The 18,933-nt window shown below is 74.2% G+C and carries 18 protein-coding genes and 1 pseudogene; 15 read left to right on the plus strand and 4 right to left on the minus strand.

Annotated features, from left to right (window positions below; all coding sequences use genetic code 11):
* Nucleotides 1–8: 8 nt before the first annotated feature.
* Together Dvina_RS18390 and Dvina_RS18395 are read right to left on the minus strand one after the other, a co-directional pair.
* Entirely contained in the window at nt 9–512 is a 504-nt protein-coding gene (locus Dvina_RS18390) for a deaminase (RefSeq protein WP_223103691.1), read from the minus strand.
* Between the two features lie 104 nt (nt 513–616).
* Nucleotides 617–940 (minus strand): ArsR/SmtB family transcription factor, encoded by a 324-nt coding sequence (locus Dvina_RS18395; RefSeq protein ID WP_223103692.1) that lies wholly within the window; start codon nt 938–940, stop codon nt 617–619.
* A 51-nt stretch (nt 941–991) separates the two neighbouring features.
* Here Dvina_RS18395 and Dvina_RS18400 point away from each other — a divergent pair, with 51 nt between their 5' ends.
* The 7 genes and pseudogenes from Dvina_RS18400 to Dvina_RS55750 all read left to right on the plus strand — a co-directional run bounded on the left by Dvina_RS18400 (nt 992) and on the right by Dvina_RS55750 (nt 7,934).
* On the plus strand, nt 992–2,281 hold the full coding sequence (locus Dvina_RS18400; protein ID WP_223103693.1) for an enoyl-CoA hydratase/isomerase family protein: 1,290 nt from the start codon (nt 992–994) through the stop codon (nt 2,279–2,281).
* Nucleotides 2,282–2,416: 135 nt separating this feature from the next.
* Nucleotides 2,417–3,283, plus strand: a complete 867-nt coding sequence (locus Dvina_RS18405; protein ID WP_223103694.1) for a LysR substrate-binding domain-containing protein — start codon at nt 2,417–2,419, stop codon at nt 3,281–3,283.
* 93 nt (nt 3,284–3,376) lie between these two features.
* Nucleotides 3,377–4,462 (plus strand): LLM class flavin-dependent oxidoreductase, encoded by a 1,086-nt coding sequence (locus tag Dvina_RS18410; protein ID WP_223103695.1) that lies wholly within the window; start codon nt 3,377–3,379, stop codon nt 4,460–4,462.
* Nucleotides 4,459–5,463, plus strand: a complete 1,005-nt coding sequence (locus Dvina_RS18415) for a ketopantoate reductase family protein (protein ID WP_223103696.1) — start codon at nt 4,459–4,461, stop codon at nt 5,461–5,463. Before Dvina_RS18410 ends, Dvina_RS18415 begins: the two co-directional genes overlap by 4 nt.
* The gene (locus Dvina_RS18420; RefSeq protein ID WP_223103697.1) at nt 5,456–6,766 is read left to right on the plus strand and encodes an FAD-binding oxidoreductase; all 1,311 of its coding nucleotides are present in this window, start codon (nt 5,456–5,458) and stop codon (nt 6,764–6,766) included. Before Dvina_RS18415 ends, Dvina_RS18420 begins: the two co-directional genes overlap by 8 nt.
* 1 nt (nt 6,767) lies before the next feature.
* Nucleotides 6,768–7,613: pseudogene (locus Dvina_RS18425) on the plus strand (sulfurtransferase); the annotation flags it as partial.
* A 60-nt stretch (nt 7,614–7,673) separates the two neighbouring features.
* Nucleotides 7,674–7,934, plus strand: a complete 261-nt coding sequence (locus Dvina_RS55750) for a rhodanese-like domain-containing protein (RefSeq protein ID WP_425516567.1) — start codon at nt 7,674–7,676, stop codon at nt 7,932–7,934.
* 25 nt (nt 7,935–7,959) lie between these two features.
* Here Dvina_RS55750 and Dvina_RS18430 read toward each other — a convergent pair whose 3' ends face one another.
* A complete protein-coding gene (locus Dvina_RS18430; protein WP_223103699.1) occupies nt 7,960–8,448 on the minus strand; it encodes a flavin reductase family protein in 489 nt (162 codons plus the stop codon).
* Between the two features lie 150 nt (nt 8,449–8,598).
* Here Dvina_RS18430 and Dvina_RS18435 point away from each other — a divergent pair, with 150 nt between their 5' ends.
* Genes Dvina_RS18435 through Dvina_RS18465 form a run of 7 tightly spaced genes read left to right on the plus strand, consistent with a single transcriptional unit; the run spans nt 8,599 to nt 17,158 of the window.
* Nucleotides 8,599–9,795 (plus strand): LLM class flavin-dependent oxidoreductase, encoded by a 1,197-nt coding sequence (locus Dvina_RS18435; RefSeq protein ID WP_223103700.1) that lies wholly within the window; start codon nt 8,599–8,601, stop codon nt 9,793–9,795.
* Entirely contained in the window at nt 9,792–10,982 is a 1,191-nt protein-coding gene (locus tag Dvina_RS18440) for an acyl-CoA dehydrogenase family protein (RefSeq protein WP_246656300.1), read from the plus strand. Before Dvina_RS18435 ends, Dvina_RS18440 begins: the two co-directional genes overlap by 4 nt.
* A gap of 29 nt (nt 10,983–11,011) precedes the next feature.
* Nucleotides 11,012–12,649 carry an ABC transporter substrate-binding protein gene (locus Dvina_RS18445; protein ID WP_223103701.1) on the plus strand — a complete coding sequence of 546 codons (1,638 nt, stop codon included), beginning with the start codon at nt 11,012–11,014 and terminating at the stop codon, nt 12,647–12,649.
* Nucleotides 12,649–13,635, plus strand: a complete 987-nt coding sequence (locus tag Dvina_RS18450) for an ABC transporter permease (RefSeq protein ID WP_223103702.1) — start codon at nt 12,649–12,651, stop codon at nt 13,633–13,635. The genes Dvina_RS18445 and Dvina_RS18450 overlap by 1 nt, the downstream gene beginning before the upstream one ends.
* Nucleotides 13,632–14,438 (plus strand): ABC transporter permease, encoded by an 807-nt coding sequence (locus Dvina_RS18455; RefSeq protein ID WP_223103703.1) that lies wholly within the window; start codon nt 13,632–13,634, stop codon nt 14,436–14,438. The genes Dvina_RS18450 and Dvina_RS18455 overlap by 4 nt, the downstream gene beginning before the upstream one ends.
* Nucleotides 14,435–16,057, plus strand: coding sequence for an ATP-binding cassette domain-containing protein (locus Dvina_RS18460; RefSeq protein WP_223103704.1), 1,623 nt, complete (start codon nt 14,435–14,437; stop codon nt 16,055–16,057). Before Dvina_RS18455 ends, Dvina_RS18460 begins: the two co-directional genes overlap by 4 nt.
* Nucleotides 16,058–16,111: 54 nt before the next feature.
* Nucleotides 16,112–17,158 carry an LLM class flavin-dependent oxidoreductase gene (locus Dvina_RS18465; protein WP_223103705.1) on the plus strand — a complete coding sequence of 349 codons (1,047 nt, stop codon included), beginning with the start codon at nt 16,112–16,114 and terminating at the stop codon, nt 17,156–17,158.
* Between the two features lie 12 nt (nt 17,159–17,170).
* Here Dvina_RS18465 and Dvina_RS18470 read toward each other — a convergent pair whose 3' ends face one another.
* Nucleotides 17,171–18,220: an NADP-dependent oxidoreductase gene (locus tag Dvina_RS18470; protein ID WP_246656301.1), complete on the minus strand. Its 1,050-nt coding sequence runs from the start codon at nt 18,218–18,220 to the stop codon at nt 17,171–17,173.
* 91 nt (nt 18,221–18,311) lie between these two features.
* On the opposite strand from Dvina_RS18470, the gene Dvina_RS18475 reads away from it, so the two are divergent.
* Nucleotides 18,312–18,917 carry a TetR/AcrR family transcriptional regulator gene (locus Dvina_RS18475; protein ID WP_223103706.1) on the plus strand — a complete coding sequence of 202 codons (606 nt, stop codon included), beginning with the start codon at nt 18,312–18,314 and terminating at the stop codon, nt 18,915–18,917.
* Nucleotides 18,918–18,933 lie beyond the last annotated feature (16 nt).

Genomic DNA, 18,933 nt, shown 5'->3' on the forward strand with positions numbered 1-18,933 from the left:
CCGGCCGATCAGTCGGGCAGCTCGGCGATCGTGCGGGCCCAGTCGCGCAGCGGCGAGTCGGCCGCCGCCGCGACGTACCGCCGGAACTGCTCCCGGCTCTCGGCCCGGCGGATGCCGCCGAACACCGCCGGCGCCTGATGCCAGCGCGTGCCGATGCCCGGCTGCCAGCTCGCGGCGACCCGGGCGGCACCGTCGTCGGGCGACTCCACGCCGTAGTACACCTCGCGCACGCCGAGGGCCATCGCCGCACCGAGACACATGACGCACGGCTCGAGGGTGAGCCCCAGCCGCAGCGGCCGGTCGTGCTCCACCCAGCCGAACCGCTCATCGGCCTCCATCATGGCCAGCAGTCCCGCGTGCACCAGCCGGCGGCCGTGTCCGCGCTCATGGGTGTAGGCCCAGCCGACCACGTCGTCACCGGCCAGCACCACCGCGCCGATGGGCAGCTCGCCGACCTTCAGGCCGGCCGCCGCCGCCTCGATCGCGGCGCCGACGATCTCCTCGGGGGTCATGCCACCATCCTGATCTACACCGAGCGCGTACGCCATACGACTGAACGTATCGCTGTGGCGGCGCGAACGGCTGGCTCCTTCCGGGACAGGTGCGGGTACCGGCGTCAATCCGGCGGTGCTGCGTGGCCGGTGAGAGCGTCGATCAAGCCGGGAAAGCGGATGTCGAGCTCATCGCGGCGCAGCTCGATGGTGTGGGTGCGGCCGGCCACCACGGTGCGGGTCAGGCCCGCCTGCCGCAGCGTGCGGAAGTGGTGCGTCATGGTCGACTTGTGCACGCCGAAGTCCCAGTGCTCGCCGCACTTGCCGTGCGCCCGGCCGTCGGCGAGCGTCTGCACGATGCGCAGGCGGATCGGGTCGGCGACCGCGCGCAGCACGTCCACCATCGTCACGTCGGCGATGTCCGGCATCGCCTCGTCCTCCCGGGCCATGCCGCCACTCTACAGTTGGACATCCGTCATACCATCGCCTACGTTGACAGTATGACGGATGTCCAACAATCCGGGACCGCGCGCTGGTCGTGGGACGCCGACGGCGTCGTCACCGTGACGCTCGACGACCCCGGCCGCACCGCGAACATGCTCAACCGCCGCCACTACGACGGGCTCGACGCCTGCCTCGACGACTGCACCCGGCAGCGGCACCGGCTGCGCGGCGTGGTGCTCACCTCGGCGAAGCGCTCCTTCATCGCCGGCCCGGACCTCGAGCCGGGCGAGATCACGCCGGACGAGGCGGCCGGCCTGTACGACCTGCTGGTGCCCCTGCGCGACCAGGCCCGCCGGCTGGAGACGCTCGGCCGCCCGGTCGCCGCGGCGCTCAACGGCTCGGCGCTCGGCGGCGGGTTCGAGCTGGCCCTGGCCTGCCACTACCGGATCGGCCCCAACGACCCGTCGGTCGTGTGGGCGCTCGCCGAGACCGGCATGGGCATCATCCCGGGCGGTGGCGGCACGGTCCGGGTGACCCGGATGCTCGGCATCGCCGCGACGGTGCTGGACGTCGTCGGCCCCGGCACGGTGTACCACCCGGCCCAGGCGCTGGCCGCCGGCCTGGTGGACGAGCTGGCCGACGATGTCATCGGCGCCGCGCGGGCCTGGGTGCTGGCCCAGCCGGCGGGCCCCTTCCGGCAGCGCTGGGAACATTGCGGATACGCCATTCCCGGCGGTACCGCCGAGCCGCCCGGCCTCGCCGAGGAGGTCCGCCGGCGCTCGCAGGGCTCACCGGTGCGCGCCCTCGCCGCCGTGCTGGACGTGGCGGTCCGCAGCGCCGCCGCGCCGCTCGACGAGGCGTTCGAGCTCGAGACGGCGGCCTGCCGGGCGTTGCTGACCGCACCCGAGATCCCGGACCTGGCCCACCTGTTCTGGGCGCTGCGGGCGGTCGCGGCGCCCACCGGGCCGGCGGTGGCCGCCGACCCCGAGCCGTCACCGGCCGGCCTGCGGTCGTTCCCGCAGATCGCCGCCAACCCGCTGGCGGCGGTGTTCCTGGACCCGGCGGCCCCCATCGTGGAGGTCACGGACGCCGCCCTGATGCCCGCGGTCCGCGCCCGGGGTGGCGTCCCGGTGCTGCTCCAGGGCGGCTCCGGCTCCTTCGTCCAGGCCCTCCTCGATGCGGGGCCCGACCCCGCCGCCATGCTCGCCGCCGCCCGCCGGAGCCTCGACGCCGGCCTGCGGATCGACCCGGCCGCCGCCGACGTCGCCTCGGTGCTCGCGGCCGGCTTCCCGGCCTGGACCGGCGGCGTCCTGCACGCTCTTCGGTCGGACCTCGCGGCCGCGTGACGCGGGATCGGGCCCGGGGTGAGGCGGCTCCGCGCGGGTGGGGTCGGAGACAGGGAACACGCTATTCCTGCTTTCGAGATAGGAATACTATGCTTGGGCACCCCCGGCCCGGGGTGGGGCGGCAAGGAGGCGAGCGTGGCGGACCCGCTGGACCTGATCCATCTGCGTACCCTCGTGGCGATCGCCGACTGCGGAGGCTTCCATCGGGCCGCGTCCGCGCTGCGGGTGAGCCAGTCGACGGTCAGCCAGCATGTCCGGCTGCTCGAGCGGCGCCTCAAGGAGCCCCTGGTCGAGAAGGCCGGCCGGGGCGTGCGCCTGACCGTGCACGGCGAGGCGCTGCTGGTCGAGGCCCGACGCATCCTCGCGGTGCACGACGAGTCGCTGCGCCGGCTGGAGATCGTCGCTGAGCGGGCGATCGTCGTCGGCTGCACCGAGCACGCCGCCGACCGGATGCTGCCGCAGCTGCTCGCAGCGTTACGGGCGGCGTTCCCCGGACGGTCGGTCCGCTTCCGGATCGACCGCTCCACGCAGCTTGCGCAGGCCGTCGGTCGCGGCCAGGTCGACCTCGCCGTGGTGCTGGCGGGCGCCGAGCCGCTCGGCACGCCCGTTGCCGAGCTGCCGCTGCACTGGTACGCCGCCGAACGCTTCGTCCGGCCCGGCGGCCGCGAGCCATGGCCGGTCGTGGCCTTCGAGGAGCCGTGCGGCCTGCGCAGCCGGGCCCTGTCGGCCCTGGAGCTGGCCGGGCTCATGACGACGATCACGGCCGAGTCGACGAGCCTCGACGGCGTCGTCGCGGCGGTGCGGGGCGGCCTGGGGATCGCGCTGCTGCCGAGCACCGGACGCACCCCGGCCGGCCTGGTGGCGCTGCCCGAGCTGCCGGCCGTCGGCGCGGTCTGGCTGCACCTGGCCGCCCGGCGCGGCATCCACCCCGAACTGGAGGGCACGGCGGTCGAGGCGAGTCGCGAGTTCTTCGCCTCGCCCCGGCTGCGCAGCGTCGCCTGACCACCGGCGGCCGGCACCGATCGGCCGCTCCGATCGGATCGGAGCGGCAAACCGCGTTGGTCTAAATCAGACTGGATTAGTAGGCTTTCGGGCATGCCGGTCGAGTTCATCAGCGCCATCAACGTCAACGCGAGCAACGAGGTCAACGGACGCGCGGACCCGGCAGTCGACGTCGGCTTCCTGCGCCGGTACGCCCGGGTGCTCGAGGACGGCGGTTTCGACTACACCCTCGTGCCGTACAACTCGACCTTCCACGACCCGTTCGCGGTCGCCGTCGCGCTGACGCAGCACACCGAGCGCATCAAGCCGATCGTCGCCCTGCGGCCCAACATCATGTACCCCACCGTCGCCGCCAAGGCCCTCGCGACGCTCGACCAGCTCTCCGGCGGGCGGGCCGTCGTGCACCTCATCGCCGGGGGCAGCGACGCGGAGCAGGCCCGGGAGGGCGACCGGCTGCCCAAGGTCGAGCGTTACGCACGGCAGGAGGAGTACATCGGCATCCTGCGCAGGGTGTGGACCTCCACCGTGCCGTTCGACCACGCCGGCCGGTACTACACGTTCGAGGACTTCCTGTCGGTCGTGCGGCCGGTGGGCGGTACCATCCCGGTCTCGGTCGGAGGCTCCTCGGACGAGGCCTACCGGGTCGGCGGCGCGCTCGGCGACATCTTCGGGCTGTGGGGTGAGCCGCTCGCCGACACCCGCCAGCAGATCGACCGGGTCAACGCGGCCGCGCAAGCCGCCGGGCGCCGCGACACCCCGCGGATCTGGGTCACCTTCCGGCCGATCGTCGCCCCGACCGACGCACTGGCCTGGGAGAAGGCGCACCGCATCCTGGAGATCCTGCAGCGGCGCGGCGGCCCGGGCCGCTGGTCCGCTCCGGGCGGCCCGCAGAACGTGGGTTCCCAGCGGCTGCTGGAGATCGCCAAGCGCCAGGACGTGCACGACCGCGCCCTGTGGACGCCCACGGCGACAGCCACCGGCGCGGCCGGCGCCTCCACCGCCCTCGTCGGCAGCTACGAGACGGTCGCCGCGGCCATTCTCGACTACGTCGACCTGGGCGCCGACCTCATCTCCATCCGCGGCTACGACAACCTCAACGACGCCATCGACTACGGCCGGTACATCATCCCCCTCGTCCGCCAGGCGCTCGCCGGCCGGGCCACGGTGGCCGCCCGGTGAGCCGCTACGTGGTGATCGGCGGAGGCGCCGTCGGCGGCCTGTTCGCCGCGCAGCTCACCCTGGCCGGCATCCCGGCGATTCTGGTCGCCCGGGGCCGGCACCTCGAGGCGATCCGCGCGTCGGGGCTGCGGATCCGGCGCCCGCACGGCGACGACGTGGTGCGCTTGGCCACCGCCGCCGGCCCCGCCGAGGTGCGCCTGACGCCGCAGGACGTGCTGGTGCTGGCGACCAAGGCCCAGGACGCCGAGGCCGCCCTGACGGCGTGGGCCTGGCAGCCCGTCCACGCCGAGCCCGGCGCCCCGACCGGCCTCGGGGCCGACCTGCCGGTGCTCACGGTGCAGAACGGCCTCGCCACCGAGGACGCCGCGCTGCGCCGCTTCGCCCGCGTCTACGGCGTGACAGTCGCCGTGGCCGCGAGCTACCTGACCCCGGGCGAGGTGGTCAACCCGTCCTACCCGGTCAACGGCGCGCTCTGGCTCGGCCGGTACCCGGACCGGGCGGACCCGGCAGCCGCGCAGTTCGCCCGCGACTGGACGGCCGCCGGGTTCGCCGTGCACAGCGTCCCGGACATCACCGCCTGGAAGGCCCGCAAACTCTTCGTCAGCGTCCGCAACGGCCTCGACCTGCTCGACGGCAACGACGAGGGCAAGGCCCGAGCCGGTGCCCTGCTCGTCGCCGAGGCCGAGGCGGTGCTCGCGGCCGCCGGCATCGTCCCGGCGCCCCCCGAGGCATTGCGGGCCGGGGCCACGCTCACCTTCGAACCGGTGCCCGGTCACGTGCCGGGGCGGCTGTCGACCTGGCAGAGCTTCGCCCGCGGGGCCGGCAGCGAGGTCGACCATCTCAACGGCGAAATCGTCCGGCTCGGCCGCCGGCACGGCGTCGCCACGCCGGTCAACGAGCGCCTGCAGCGGCTGCTCGGCGCCCAGGCCGCGGCCGGCCGCCCGCCCGGCACGCACACCGTCGACGAGCTTCTCGCCGTCCTGGCGGATCTCCGTGGCTAGTCCGGCCGCGGCGCTCGTCACGGACCGCTCGGGGGTCGTGCCGGCCGGTCCGCCGCTGGCCGTCGTGCGGGCCGGCGACGTCGAGGACGTCCGCCGGACCCTCGCCGAGGCGAGCCGCACCGGCACGCCGGTGGTGACCCGCGGGGCCGGCACCGGCCTGGCCGGAGCGGCCGCGGCCGCTCCGGGCGAGATCGTGCTGGACGTCTCCGGCCTCGACCGGATCCTCGCCATCGACCCGGTGGACCAGGTAGCCCGGGTGGAGCCCGGCGTCATCACCGCCGAGCTGGACCGGGCCGCGGCCGCGTTCGGCCTCATGTACGCCCCCGACCCCGGCAGCGTGGCCACCTGCACCATCGGCGGCAACATCGCCACCAACGCCGGCGGTCTGCGCGGCGCCAAGTACGGCGTCACCCGCGACAGCGTCCTCGCCCTCGACGTCGTGCTCGCCGACGGCACGCTGCTGCACGTCGGGCGCAACACCGTCAAAGGCGTCGCCGGCCTGGATCTCACCGGCCTGATCGTCGGCTCCGAGGGCACGCTCGGCGTCGTCGTCGGCGCCACCCTGCGCCTGCTGCCCCGCCCGACCCGGATCGCGACGGCGGTGGCCTACTTCGCCTCCGTGGCCGACGCCGCGGCCGCCGCGACCGGGCTCGGTGCCGCCGCCCTGCGCCCGGCCGTGCTCGAGCTGGTCGACGCCAAGACGCTCGCCGCCATCGACGCGCTGCGGGGCACCGGCCACGCCGAGCGCGGCGCGGCGCTGCTGCTCGTGCAGGCCGACGGCTTCGGCGCGGCCGAGGAGCTCGAGGCCGCCGCGGCCGTGCTGGCCCGCACCGCCACCGCGCTGACGACCACCACCGACCCGGCCGTCGCCGCCGAGCTCGCCGCCGCCCGCCGCGACGCGCTGCCCGCCATCGAGGCCCGGGGCCGGGCCCTGATCGAGGACATCGCGGTCCCGCGTTCGCGCCTGGCCGAGGCGATCGGCGGCGTGCACGCCATCGCCGCCGACACCGGCACCGACATCTACACCTTCGCCCATGCGGGGGACGGCAACCTGCACCCGATCATCCGGCTCGACGGCGACGCCGAGCCGGGCGCCGTCCCGCCCGCGGCGCAGCGGGCCGCCGACGACATCTTCGCCCTGGCCCTGTCGCTCGGCGGTACCGTCACCGCCGAACACGGCATCGGCCTGCTCAAACGCCACTGGCTGGAGCGCGAGCTCGACCCGGCCGCCCTCGCGCTGCAGCGGCGCATCAAAGCGCTCTTCGACCCCGCCGGCATCCTCAACCCCGGAAAGGCCATCTGACGTGACCGACACCAACCCCATCCTGGTGACCGCCGGCGAGCTCGCCGGCCTCGACGCCCGCCTGCTCGACGTGCGCTGGCGGCTCGGTGACCCCGACGGACACGCGCACTACCTCGACGCGCACATCCCCGGCGCCGTCTACGTCGACCTCGACACCGACCTCGCCGCGCCCGCCGCCGACGGGCAGGGCCGCCACCCGCTGCCCGACGTCGCCGACCTGCAGGCCGCCGCCCGGCGCTGGGGCATCCGAGCCGGCGACACCGTGGTGGCCTACGACGACAACGGCAACCTCGCCGCGGCCCGGGCCTGGTGGCTGCTGCGCTGGGCCGGTATCGCCGACGTGCGGCTGCTCGACGGCGGGCTGGCGGCGTGGCGGGCGGCCGGCCGGCCGATCGCCACCGGCGAGGAGAAGGCCGAGCCGGGCGACGTGGTCCTGACCGGCGGCTCGCTGCCGTCGACCGGACCGGACGGGGCGGCCGGGCTCGTGGCCGCCGACGGGGTGCTGCTCGACGCGCGGGCGGCGGAGCGGTACCGCGGCGAACCCAACGCCATCGACCCGCGCCCGGGCCACATCCCGGGGGCCGTCAGCGCCCCGACGAGCGACAACCTGACGGCCGAGGGCACCTTCCGGCCGGCCTCCGAGCTGGCCGAACGCTTCGCGGCCCTCGGCGTGACCCCGGACCGCCCGATCGGCGTCTACTGCGGCTCCGGGGTGACCGCCGCCCACGAGATCGCCGCGCTGGCGATCGCCGGCATCCATGACGTTGTCCTCTACCCGGGATCGCTGTCGCAGTGGGCGACACTGGACCGCCCGGTCGTCGCGGGCCCGGACCCCTACCCGCCCGCGCCGCTGGTCAGCGCGGCCGAGGCCGGGCGGCGGGTCGAGGCCGGGGCCGTGCTGATCGACGTGCGCAGCGCGCCCCGCCGGGCCGCCGACGGCACCGTCCCGGGCGCCCTCATCGTCGACCGCAACCATCTCAGCGCCGAGTTCGGCCCGGACTCCCCGCACCGGGGCCGGCCGGTCGTGGTGGTCTGCGGGTCCGTCAACGGCTCGGGGCCGGTCGCTGCGGCCCTGCTCGGCCGCGGCTTCAGCGACGTCGTGCACGTCGACGGCGGCTTCGCGGCGTGGGCCGAGGCGGGCCTGCCCACCAGCCCGCCGACCGCCTGATCCCCGGTCCGTACGGCCGGCTGCGTCAGGCCGCCTGGTGCAGCCGGCCGAACGTGCTCTGATGGAACACCAGCGGCGGCACGCCCCGGTCGGCGTCGAGCGCGTGCACCCGCAGCAGCACGATGTCGTGGTCCCCGGCCTCGATCTCGCGGTCGATGCTGCAGTCCAGCCAGGCGCAGGCGCCGTCGAGCAGGATCTCGCCGCCCCGGGTCGCCCGCCAGGTCACCCCGGCGAAGCGGTCGCCACCGCGGGCGGCGAGCTGCCGTCCCAGGTGCGCCTGGTGAGCCGAGAGCACACTCACCCCGAGCCGTCCGGCCCGGCGCAGGCGTGGCCAGGTGCTCGAGGTGCGCGCGATGCAGATCGACACCAGCGGCGGATCGAGCGACACCGAGGTGAACGAGCTCGCGGCCAGGCCGAGCGGCGCGCCGTCGACAAGCGCGGCCACGGCCGTGACGCCGCTCGGGAAGGCGCCGAGGACGCGGCGCAGCTCGGCGGGGGGCGGGGTGAAGTCCATCCCCTATTCCTATCAAAGCAATATGATATGGCCAAGTGTTCGACCGATCGCGAATCGCGGTCGGTGCCGACCTCGGATCCGCATTGGACATCCACTTAATTTCCTATCAGTCTGATAGGCATACTAGGAGATCAAGCGAGAGGACGACGCATGAGTGACACACCGGCACCGGACGCGGCCATCCCACCGACCGCCTCGCCGGAAGTGGAGTTCATCAGCCTGTCGCACCTCAACCCGTCGACCGAGCTCAACCCGGTACCGACCCGCGGCATCGACCTGCGCTTCTTCCGCCGCTACGTGCAGGCCCTGGAGGACGCCGGCTACGACTACACGCTGCTGCCGTACGGCTCCTCGAGCGCCGACTCCTTCGTCGTGGCCAGCGCGGTCGGGCAGCTCACCGAGCGGATCCGCCCGATCGTCGCGCTGCGCCCCAACACCACCTTCCCGACCGTCGGCGCGCAGAAGCTGGCCACCCTGGACCAGCTGACCGAGGGCCGGGCGGTGGTGCACCTCATCTCCGGCGGCAACGACGCCGAGCAGGCCCGCCAGGGCGACTACCTGCCCAAGGACCGGCGCTACGCCCGGACGTCGGAGTACATCGACATCCTGCGCCGATCGTGGACGGAGCCGGCCCCGTTCAGCCACGACGGCGAGTTCTACCGCTTCGACGACTTCGGCCCCGGCTTCGCCCCCTACGACGGGCCGATCCCGATCTCCATCGGCGGGCAGTCCGACGAGGCGTTCGCCGTCGGCGGGGCCAAGGCCGACATCTTCTCGTTCTGGGGCGAGCCCCTCGACGATCTGCGGGGCGAGATCGACCGCGTCCACGGCCTCGCCCGCGCGGCCGGCCGCACCACCCTGCCGCGGATCTGGGTCACCTTCCGGCCCATCATCGCCCGCACCGACGAGCTGGCCTGGCGCAAGGCCCAGGACTACGTGACCCGGATCGCCGAGATCCACAAGCAGCGCGGCCAGGGCGTCCCGCAGAACGTCGGGTCGCAGCGGGCGCTCGCCTTCGCTGCACGCTCCGAGCTCTACGACCGGGCGCTGTGGACCCGCACGGCAGCCGTCACCAACGCCGCGGGCGCCTCGACCGCGCTCGTCGGCGCCCCGGAGACCGTCGCCGCGGCCATCCTCGACTACGTCGACCACGGCGCGTCGCTTGTCTCCATCCGCGGCTACGACACCCTCGCCGACGCCGAGGACTACGGCCGGCACATCCTGCCGCTGGTGCGCCAGGAACTCGCCCACCGCGCCGCCACCGGCCGGCGCGGCACCCTGCAGGCCGAGCACCCGGGCAACTACGACCCCGCCTACGCCCGGTACGCCACGGCGGCCCGGTCGTGACCGGCATCGCGGCGCCGGCGCCGGTCTTCACCGCGCCGGACCTCTCCGACGAGGCCCTGGCGGCGGCCACCGCCGAGATCGCGGCGACCGCCGCCGAGTTCGACGCGAGCGGCGAGCTGCCCTGGCCGGGCCTGCGTGCCGCGCACCGGGCCGGGCTGCTCACCGCCGCGGTTGGCCGGCAGTTCGGCGGCCCGGGCGCAGGGCCCCTCGACGTCGTGCGGATCCTCGCCGCGATCGGTGAGGGCGACGCCTCCGTGGGCCTGCTCGCCGCCAACCTCCTGCTGACCCACGCCGCCCAGGCGGCCCACCCGAGCTGGCCGGCCGCCGCCTACGAGGACCTGCTACGCCGCTCGGCCGACGGCCCGGCCCTGGCCAACGCCGTGCGGGCCGAGCCGGAGCTCGGCGCCCCGGCCCGCGGCGGCCTGCCGCGGACGCGGGCGACCCGAACCGCCGGCGGCTGGGTCCTCAACGGGCACAAGGCCTATGCGACAGGCGGCGCCGGCCTGGCATACCACGTCGTGTGGGCGGTCGCCGACGAGCCCGGCGGCGACCCCGTGCACCCCCGCGTCGGGCACGTCATCGTCCCCGGCGACCGGCCCGGCATCACCTGGCTGGACACCTGGAACCACCTCGGGCTGCGCGCGTCCAACACCCACGACGTGGTCTACCGCGACGTCGAGGTCCCAGCCGACGCCTTCGTCGAGATCCCGCGCGGCGCCGACGGCGTCTACCGCGACCCGGCCGCCGCCACCGGCCCCGGCGGCTTCGGCCACGCGGCCCTCTACCTCGGCGTCGCCCGCGCCGCCCGGTCCGCCTTCGCCGCCTTCGCGCGCGAGCGGGTGCCCGCCGCGCTGGGCCGCCCGATCGCCCAGACCGAGCGCATCCAGGCCGTCGCCGGCGAGATCGACCTGCAGATCGTGCAGGCCGAGACGCTGCTGTTCGGCACACTGCGGCGGCTGGAGGCCGGCGAGACCGCGATCCTGCCACAGCTGTCGGCGATCAAGGTCGCCATCGGCCGCTCGGTCGTCGCCGCGACCCAGGCCGCCGTCGCCGCCCTGGGCAACCCCGGCCTCTCGCGTCACCACCCGCTGGAGCGGCACCTGCGCGACGCGCTCTGCGTGCGCGTCCACCCGCCACAGGAGGACGCCGTGCTGCTCGCGAGCGGCCGCCGCGTCCTCGGCGTTTGACGCCCATACCCCTCCCGAAGGAAACGACCATGCGAACACTGCGATCCTTGACCGTCGGCGCCGCGTTACTGGCCCTGGCCGCATGCGGCAGCACGGCGCCGGCGGGCTCCGGCGACGCCGGCGCCCCCAAGCGCGGCGGCACCTTGAAGGTGTCGTACTTCCCGGACAACCCGACGCTCTCCTGCATCGACCCGTTCCAGGTGTACTGGATCGAGAGCCGCTCCATCATCCGCAACTTCGCCGACTCGCTCACCGATCAGAACCCCGAGACCGGCGAGATCGTGCCCTGGCTGGCCAGCAGCTGGCAGGTCAGCCCGGACGGCCTGACCTACACGTTCAAGCTGCGCGACGGCGTCACGTTCGCCAACGGCAAGCCGCTCGACGCCCAGGCCGTCGCGGACAACGTGGCCGGCTGGATCGCCACGGTCAAGGCGACGAACGGCGCCGCCTTCGGCGCCTCCTACATCCAGGGCCTCACCGGCGCCAAGGTCGTCGACGCGAGCACCGTGGCGCTGCAGCTCAGCCAGCCCAACTCCTCGTTCCTGCAGGCGACCTCGACCACGAACCTGGCCATCACCGATCCGGCCGAGTTCGCGCTCACCCCGGCCGAGCGCTGCACCGGCAAAGGCGTCGTCGGCTCGGGACAGTTCGTGCTCGACCACTACACCGCCAAGGTGGAGACGGTCATCACCAAGCGGGCCGGCTACGCGTGGGGCTCCGGGCTGAGCAAGAACCCCGGCGAGGCCTACTTGGACAAGGTCGTCTTCAACTACATCGCCGAGGACAGCGTCCGCACCGGCAACCTCATCAGCGGCGCGGTCGACATCGCCTGGCCGCGCAACCCGTTCACCCCGCAGGACGAGCAGCTCATCACCCGCTCCGGGCACAAGGTCGAGCAGCGGGCCCTGCCCGGCGTCTCCTACACGCTGTTCGCCAACACGGCCGAAGGCCGCGTCCTGGCCGACCCGGCCGTGCGCCTCGCCCTGAACAAGGCGATCGACCGCAAGACCTACGCCACCACGGTCTTCGGCTCGAGCTACCCGCTGGTGCGGGGCGCCTTCGACTCCACCACGCCGTTCTTCCGCCCGCAGGCCGACAAGCTGGCCTACGACCCCGACGGCGCCGCGAAGGCGCTCGAGGCGGCCGGCTGGGTCGCCGGCAAGGACGGCTACCGCGCCAAGAACGGCCAGCAGCTGCTGCTTGACTATCCGACAACCCAGTTCAGCGCCGGATCAGAGCTGCTGCAGGCCCAGCTGAAGAAGGTCGGCATCAACCTGAGCCTGCGCACCCTGACGCCGGCGCAGCAGTCGACCTACCTCAACAGCGGCGAATACGACCTGACCGGCACCTACTTCACCCGGGCCGACCCGGGAGCGCTGCAGTTCATCCTCAACCCGGACGTCGCCAACTCCAAGGCACTGGCGCGCCGCTCGGCCCCGGCCGATGGCATCGTGAAGATCCAGGCGCTGTTCACCAAGGCGATCGGGACCACCGACGCGGCGCAGACCAAGCAGGCCTACGCCGACCTGCAGGACTACCTCATCGACGCGGGTGTCACCTTCCCGCTGTTCGAACGGGTCCAGAAGGCCGGGGTGAGCAGCAAGGTGCACGGCTTCGCCTTCACCTCGGAGAGCTTCCTGCGCCTCAACGACGTCTGGAAAGACTGATGACACGGTACGTTCTGGGCCGGGTCGGGCAGGCCGTCGCCGTACTGTGGGCGGCCTTCACCCTGACCTTCGCGATCCTGTACCTGCTGCCGAGCGACCCGATGCAGCTACAGCTGGCCGCGGCCGGCATCCAGCAGGACAGCCTCAGCCCCGAGCAGTACACCGCGATGCGGCACCGGTTCGGCCTCGACGAGCCGATCTGGGCACAGTACTGGCACCACCTGGCCGGCGCGGTGCGCGGCGACTTCGGCACCTCGCTCACCCAGGGCATCCCGGTCACCGACCTGATCGGCCAGCGGATCGGCCAGACGCTGCTGCTGAGCGTCTGCGCCGCCGCGGTCTCGCTGGTGGCCGGGACGACCCTGGCCTACCTCGCCACCTTCGTGCGCTGGACCTGGCTGCGGCTGCTGCTCACCCGGCTGCCGGCGCTTGGCGCGTCGTTCCCGCAGTTCTTCATCGCGCTGTTCCTGATCCAGCTCTTCTCCTTCCAGCTCGGCTGGTTCCCGGCCAACGGGCACGACGGCGCGGCGACGCTCGTCATGCCGGTCGCCACGATCGCGATCCTCACCTCGTCCATCCTCGCCCAGGTGCTCATCAAGACCTTCGACGAGACGCTCGCCCAGCCCTACATCGCCACCGCCCGGGCGAAGGGCCTCTCGCGCTCGGCGGTGCACCTGCGCCACGCCTTCCGCAACGCCGCCCTGCCCGCGATGACCATCCTCGGCGTCCTCGTCGGGCTCACCGTCACCAGCTCGATCGTGGTCGAGACGGTCTTCACCCGCGAGGGGCTGGGCAATCTCGCCCAGCAGGCGGTGCTGTCCCAGGACGTGCCGGTGGTGCTCGCGATCGTGACGATCGCCGCGAGCGTCTTCGTCGCCGTGAACCTCGTCGTCGACCTGCTCTATCCGCTGCTCGACCCGCGGATCTCCTACACCGGCGGCCGCGGCCGGCCGCCGGTGGTCGCGGCCGAAGGAGGCGCACTGTGACCGGCACCCTGCTGCGCCGTCCGATCTTCCTGGTGGCGCTGGCCTACCTGCTCTTCGTCATCGTCTCGGCCTTCTTCCCGCGGCTGTTCACCGCCGACGACCCCTACGACACGCACCCCGAGGCGGCGATCCTCCCGCCCGGCGGCGGCCATCTGTTCGGCACCGACAACTACGGCCGCGACCTGTGGACCCGGGTGCTGTACGGCTCGCCGCTGACCATCCAGGCGACCCTCATCGCCCTGGGCATCGCCCTCGTCGCCGGGCTCACCCTCGGCGTCGTGTCAGGCTTCTTCGGCGGTACCACCGACGCGCTGCTCATGCGGATCATCGACGTGCTCCTGGCCATCCCCGGCCTGCTGCTGGCCCTGTCGATCGTCACCGCCCTCGGCTACGGCACGATCCCCGTCGCCGTGGCGGTCGGCGTCGGCATCGTGCCCGGCTTCGCCCGCACCACCCGGGCCGAGGTGCTGCGGGTCAAGACCCTGCCCTACGTCGAGGCGGCCCGGGCGGCCGGCGCCTCCTGGGCCCGGGTGCTGCTACGCCACATCCTGCCCAACTCCTGGGGACCGGTCGCGGTCCTCGCCGTCCTCGACGGCGGCGTCGCCATCATCGCCATCTCCTCGCTGAGTTTCCTCGGCTTCGGCGCCGCCCCGCCGGCCGCCGAGTGGGGCACCCTCATCGCCGACGGCCGCAACTACCTCATCACCGCCTGGTGGCTGAGCCTGCTGCCGGGCCTGTTCGTGGCGCTGCTGGTGCTGAGCCTCAATCACATCTCGAAGACGCTGCAGGAGGTGACGCGATGAGCGCCGAGCCGCTGGTGCGCATCGAAGGCCTGGACGTCGGGTACCGCCGCCACCGGCGTCTCACGCCGGCGGTGACCGGCCTGGACCTGACCGTCGGCGCGGGGGAGGTGGTCGCGATCGTCGGCGAGTCCGGATCGGGCAAGACGACCACCGCCAACGCCCTCATCGGCCTGCTGCCCCCGACCGGACGGATCACCGCCGGCTCGGCGGTCGTCGACGGGGTCCAGATCCGAGGAGCCCGCGAGGGTACGCTGCGCAAGCTGCGCGGCCGCGTCGTCGGGCTCATCCCCCAGGACCCGATGGTCGGGCTGAACCCGACCAAGCGGATCGGCGCCCAGGTCGCCGAGGTGTGCGGGGCGCAGGAGGCGGCGCACTTCCTGGAGCAGGCCGGCGTCGCCGACCCCGAACGACGGCTGCGGCAATACCCGCACGAGCTCTCCGGCGGCCTGCGGCAGCGGGTGCTCATCGCGATCGCCCTCGCGGGCCGCCCGCGGCTCATCATCGCCGACGAGCCGACAAGCGCCCTGGACGTCACCGTGCAGCGGCGCATCCTGGACCACCTCGGCGGGCTCGTCCGCGGGCAGGGCATCTCACTGCTCATCATCACCCACGACCTGGCCGTCGCCGCTGACCGCGCCGACCGGGTGGTCGTCATGCAGGACGGCCGCAAGGTCGAGGAGGGCGAACCCGGCACCATCCTCACCACACCCCGCGAGGACTACACCCGCCGGCTCATCGCCGCCGCCCCGCGGCTGGCCCACGGCGGCGCCCTCGTGGCCCGCTTCGATGTGCGCGAGCAGGAACCGCCGGAGCCCATCCTCATCCTGACCGGCGTCAGCAAGACGTTCGCGGTCGGCGACCGGCGGCGTGGGCAGCGCGGCTTCAACGCGCTCGCCGACGTCGACGTGACGGTGCCGCGCGGCCGCACGCACGCGCTCGTCGGCGAGTCCGGCTGCGGCAAGACCACCACGCTGCGCATCGCGCTCGGGCTCGAGCCGCCCACGAGCGGGTCGATCCTGCTCGACGGCACCGAGATCGCCGGCCGGAGCTGGCACCAGCTGCGCCCGCTGCGGCGCCGGGCCCAGCTCGTGCACCAGGACCCGTTCGCGGCGCTGGACCCTAAGTTCACCGTCCGGCAGTCGATCACCGAACCGCTCGTCGCCTTCCGGGTCGGCGACCGGCGCAGCCGCGAGGCCCGCGCCCGGGAACTGCTCGACCAGGTCGCCCTGCCCGCCGCCTACCTCGACCGGCGCCCGGTCGAGCTGTCCGGCGGCCAGCGGCAGCGGGTCGCGATCGCCCGCGCCCTGGCTCTGCGCCCGCCGCTGCTCATGCTCGACGAGCCGGTCTCCGCCCTCGACGTGCTGGTCCAGGAGCAGATCCTCGGGCTGCTGGCCCAGCTGCAGCGGGAGCTGGGCCTGTCCTACCTGTTCGTCTCGCACGACCTGGCCGTCGTCGCCGAGCTCGCGCACACGGTGTCGGTGATGTCCGAGGGCCGGGTCGTCGAGGAGGGCCCGGTCGCCGAGGTGTTCACCAGCCCGCGCAGCCGGCACACCCGCGAGCTCATCGACGCCGTCCCCGGCCGGGTCGCCCGCCGGCCTACGGCGGATGTGCATGGCTGAGCGGACCTCGGCACTGCCCACCCAGTTCGCCGACGCCCGGGCAGGAGCACCGTCGTGACCGTCAGCCGGCTCGGGTTCAACACCCGCGTCTCGTTCCCCTCCGGCGCCGCCGCGCGCGGCCTGCGGGAGGGCATCGAGCTGTTCCGCGCGGCCGAGGCCCTCGGATACCAGTCGGGGTGGGCCTACCAGCGCCACTTCGACAACTACCTGTCCTCGCCGATCCCGTTCTTCGCCGCGGCCGGCCAGCACACCGAGCGGATCACGCTCGGCAGCGCGGTCATCCCGGCCCGCTACCAGGAGCCGATCCTGCTCGCCGAGGCCGCGTGCACCGCGGACCTGCTCGTGGGCGGGCGGCTGCAGCTGGCCTTCTCCAGCGGTACCGACGTCTGGGACGCGGTCTTCGGCGCGGTCGGCACCGACGCCCGCACCGAGGGCCAGCACCGCCTGGCCCGGTTCCTGTCCGCGGTCGCCGGCGAGCCGCTACACACCGTCACCGAGCGCCGCGGGGTCGGCGGCCCCCCGGTCGGCACGCAGCTGCGGGTGACCCCGCCGAGCCCGGGCCTGCGCGAGCGGATCTGGTACGGCTCCGGCAGCACCGCCTCCGCCGTCACCGCCGCCCGGCAGGGACTGCGCCTGATCACCGGGACGATCCTGCACGACGTGCCGCCCGGCGTGTCCTTCTCCGCCCATCAGGCCACGCTGATCGCCGCCTACCGCGAGGCCTGGGGCGCCGCGCACGGCACACCGCCGCCGCCCGTCGCGGTCGCCGCGTCGGTCCTGCCGGGCCCGACGGCCGAGCTGCGCGAGACGTACGCCGCCTACGACCGGCAGCGTCGCGCCCAGGGCCCGGCCGCATCCCGGCCGCCCGGTGCACTGGAGCCGGCCCCCGAGCCTGCCCTGCCACCCGGCATGGTGATGAGCCCCGTCCACCACGGCGAACCGGACGCGGTGACCGCGGCGGTCCTGGCCGACCCGGGCCTGCGCGCCGCCGACGAGCTGGTGCTGTTCCTCCCGCCCGCCTTCGGGCTCGCGGAGAACGTGCGGCTGCTGGAGGACCTGGCCGCGACCGTCGCGCCGGCACTGGGGTGGTCGCCGGGGTGAGGCCGCGGGTGATCAGCCCGGCGCGACGGTCAGCACGATCTTGCCCTGCCGGTGGCCTCCTTCGGCGTGCCGGTGGGCTGCGGCGGCTTCGGCGAGGGGGTAGGTGGCGTCGATCCCGACCCGCAGGCGCCCGTCGTCGAGCAGCTCGGCGAGCCGGGCCAGCTGGGCGCCGTCGGAGCGGACCTGACCCGACCGGAAGCGGATGCCGCGGGCGGCGGCCTCGTCGGGGTGGAAGTCGGCGTGGAAGATCGGGCTGATCGTCCCGCCGTCGCGCACGGCCGGCAGCAGGCGGTAGGCCTCGGGGCCGCCGACGGTGTCGAAGAGGTGGTCGACCTCGTGGACCACCTCGGCCGGGCGCTGCCGGCTGTAGTCCACGAACCGGTGAGCGCCGAGCTCCCCCAGGAAGGTCTCGTGCCGGCCCGAGGCGACCGCGACCACCGTGGCGCCTTCCAGCCGGGTGAGCTGGGTCAGGAAGTGCCCGACGCCGCCCGCCGCGCCGTTGACCAGCACGGTGCGGCCGGCCAGGGCCGTGCCGACCGGTGCGTCGGCGCCGGGCGCGAGCGGAGTGAAGTCGCGCGGTTCGGCCCCGGTGACGCCGGTGCCGAGGCCGCCGTACAGCTGCTGGTATGCGGTGAGCCCGGCCATCGGCACGCCGGCGGCGGCCACGTGGCTCACGCCGGCGGGCTTGGCGGCGAGGTGGTCCTCGGGGGCGGTGGCGTACTCGGCGTAGGACCGTGCGCCGTTGCCCAGTGACGGGAAGCGCACCATGCCGAAGACGGCGTCGCCGATCCGCCAGCGGGTCACCTCGGGGGTCACCGCCACCACGACGCCGGAGAGGTCCGAGCCGGGAATCGAGGGAAGGGGGAGCCTGGGGCGCAGGTGCGGCGGGATGGCGGCGAAGCCGCTGCGGGCGTACCAGTCGGGCGGGTTGATCCCGGCCGCGTGCACCTGGATCAGCACCTCGCCGGGGGCCGGCGCGGGCACCGGTACCGCCTCGTAGGTCAACACCTCCGGGCCGCCCTGCCGGTGGTAGCGGATCGCCATCATCGTGCCGCCGTGCATCGTCGCCTCCGCGTCGCTACTATGTGGAGCACTGCTCCAAATAGCATGCGGAGCAGTGCTCCATATTGTCAACCGCAAGAGAGGACGACGCTTGGCCGCATCTGACGCGCGTGCGCCCCGGGCGGACGCGCAGCGCAACTACGAGCGCATCCTCGCCGTCGCCCGCACCGTGATCGAGGAACAGGGCACCCAGGCATCCCTCCGCGACGTCGCGCGCCGCGCCGGCGTCGGGCTGGGCACGCTCTACCGGCACTTCCCGAGCCGCGACGCGCTGCTGGAGGCGCTGCTGCGCCGCCGGTTCGACGACCTCGCCGCGCGGGCCGACGTGCTGGGCGGCAGCTGTCCACCGCACGAGGCCCTGGCGCGGTGGCTCGACGAGTTCGTCGCGGGCGCCGGACGGTACCGCGGCCTGCCGGCATCCATCATGGCGACACTGCGCGCCGACGACTCACCCCTGCACGCTTCGTGCCTGGCCATGCGCCGCTCCGTGGGCGCGCTGCTGCAGCAGGCGCAGACCGCCGGGCAGGTCCGGCCGGACGTCACCGCCGTCGACGTGTTCGCCCTCGCCAACGCGGTCGGCTGGATCGCCGAGCAGGACCCGGCGCTGACCGCCCGCCGCGAGCACCTGCTCGCCCTCGTCCTGGACGGACTCGGGCATTCGGCCGCAACGTCACGGCCGCTCGACACCCCGGGCTGACGCTGAAGCCCGGCGC

The organism is Dactylosporangium vinaceum, assembly GCF_019904175.1.
GTDB lineage: Bacteria > Actinomycetota > Actinomycetes > Mycobacteriales > Micromonosporaceae > Dactylosporangium > Dactylosporangium vinaceum.

Coding starts and splice junctions, on each gene's coding strand:
- Dvina_RS18395 (WP_223103692.1), bottom strand. CDS start 940: ATGGCCCGGGAGGACGAGGCGATGCCGGACATCGCCGACGTGACGATG.
- Dvina_RS18400 (WP_223103693.1), top strand. CDS start 992: ATGACGGATGTCCAACAATCCGGGACCGCGCGCTGGTCGTGGGACGCC.
- Dvina_RS18460 (WP_223103704.1), top strand. CDS start 14,435: ATGAGCGCCGAGCCGCTGGTGCGCATCGAAGGCCTGGACGTCGGGTAC.
- Dvina_RS18450 (WP_223103702.1), top strand. CDS start 12,649: ATGACACGGTACGTTCTGGGCCGGGTCGGGCAGGCCGTCGCCGTACTG.
- Dvina_RS18445 (WP_223103701.1), top strand. CDS start 11,012: ATGCGAACACTGCGATCCTTGACCGTCGGCGCCGCGTTACTGGCCCTG.
- Dvina_RS18470 (WP_246656301.1), bottom strand. CDS start 18,220: ATGCACGGCGGCACGATGATGGCGATCCGCTACCACCGGCAGGGCGGC.
- Dvina_RS18435 (WP_223103700.1), top strand. CDS start 8,599: ATGAGTGACACACCGGCACCGGACGCGGCCATCCCACCGACCGCCTCG.
- Dvina_RS18390 (WP_223103691.1), bottom strand. CDS start 512: ATGACCCCCGAGGAGATCGTCGGCGCCGCGATCGAGGCGGCGGCGGCC.
- Dvina_RS18430 (WP_223103699.1), bottom strand. CDS start 8,448: ATGGACTTCACCCCGCCCCCCGCCGAGCTGCGCCGCGTCCTCGGCGCC.
- Dvina_RS18410 (WP_223103695.1), top strand. CDS start 3,377: ATGCCGGTCGAGTTCATCAGCGCCATCAACGTCAACGCGAGCAACGAG.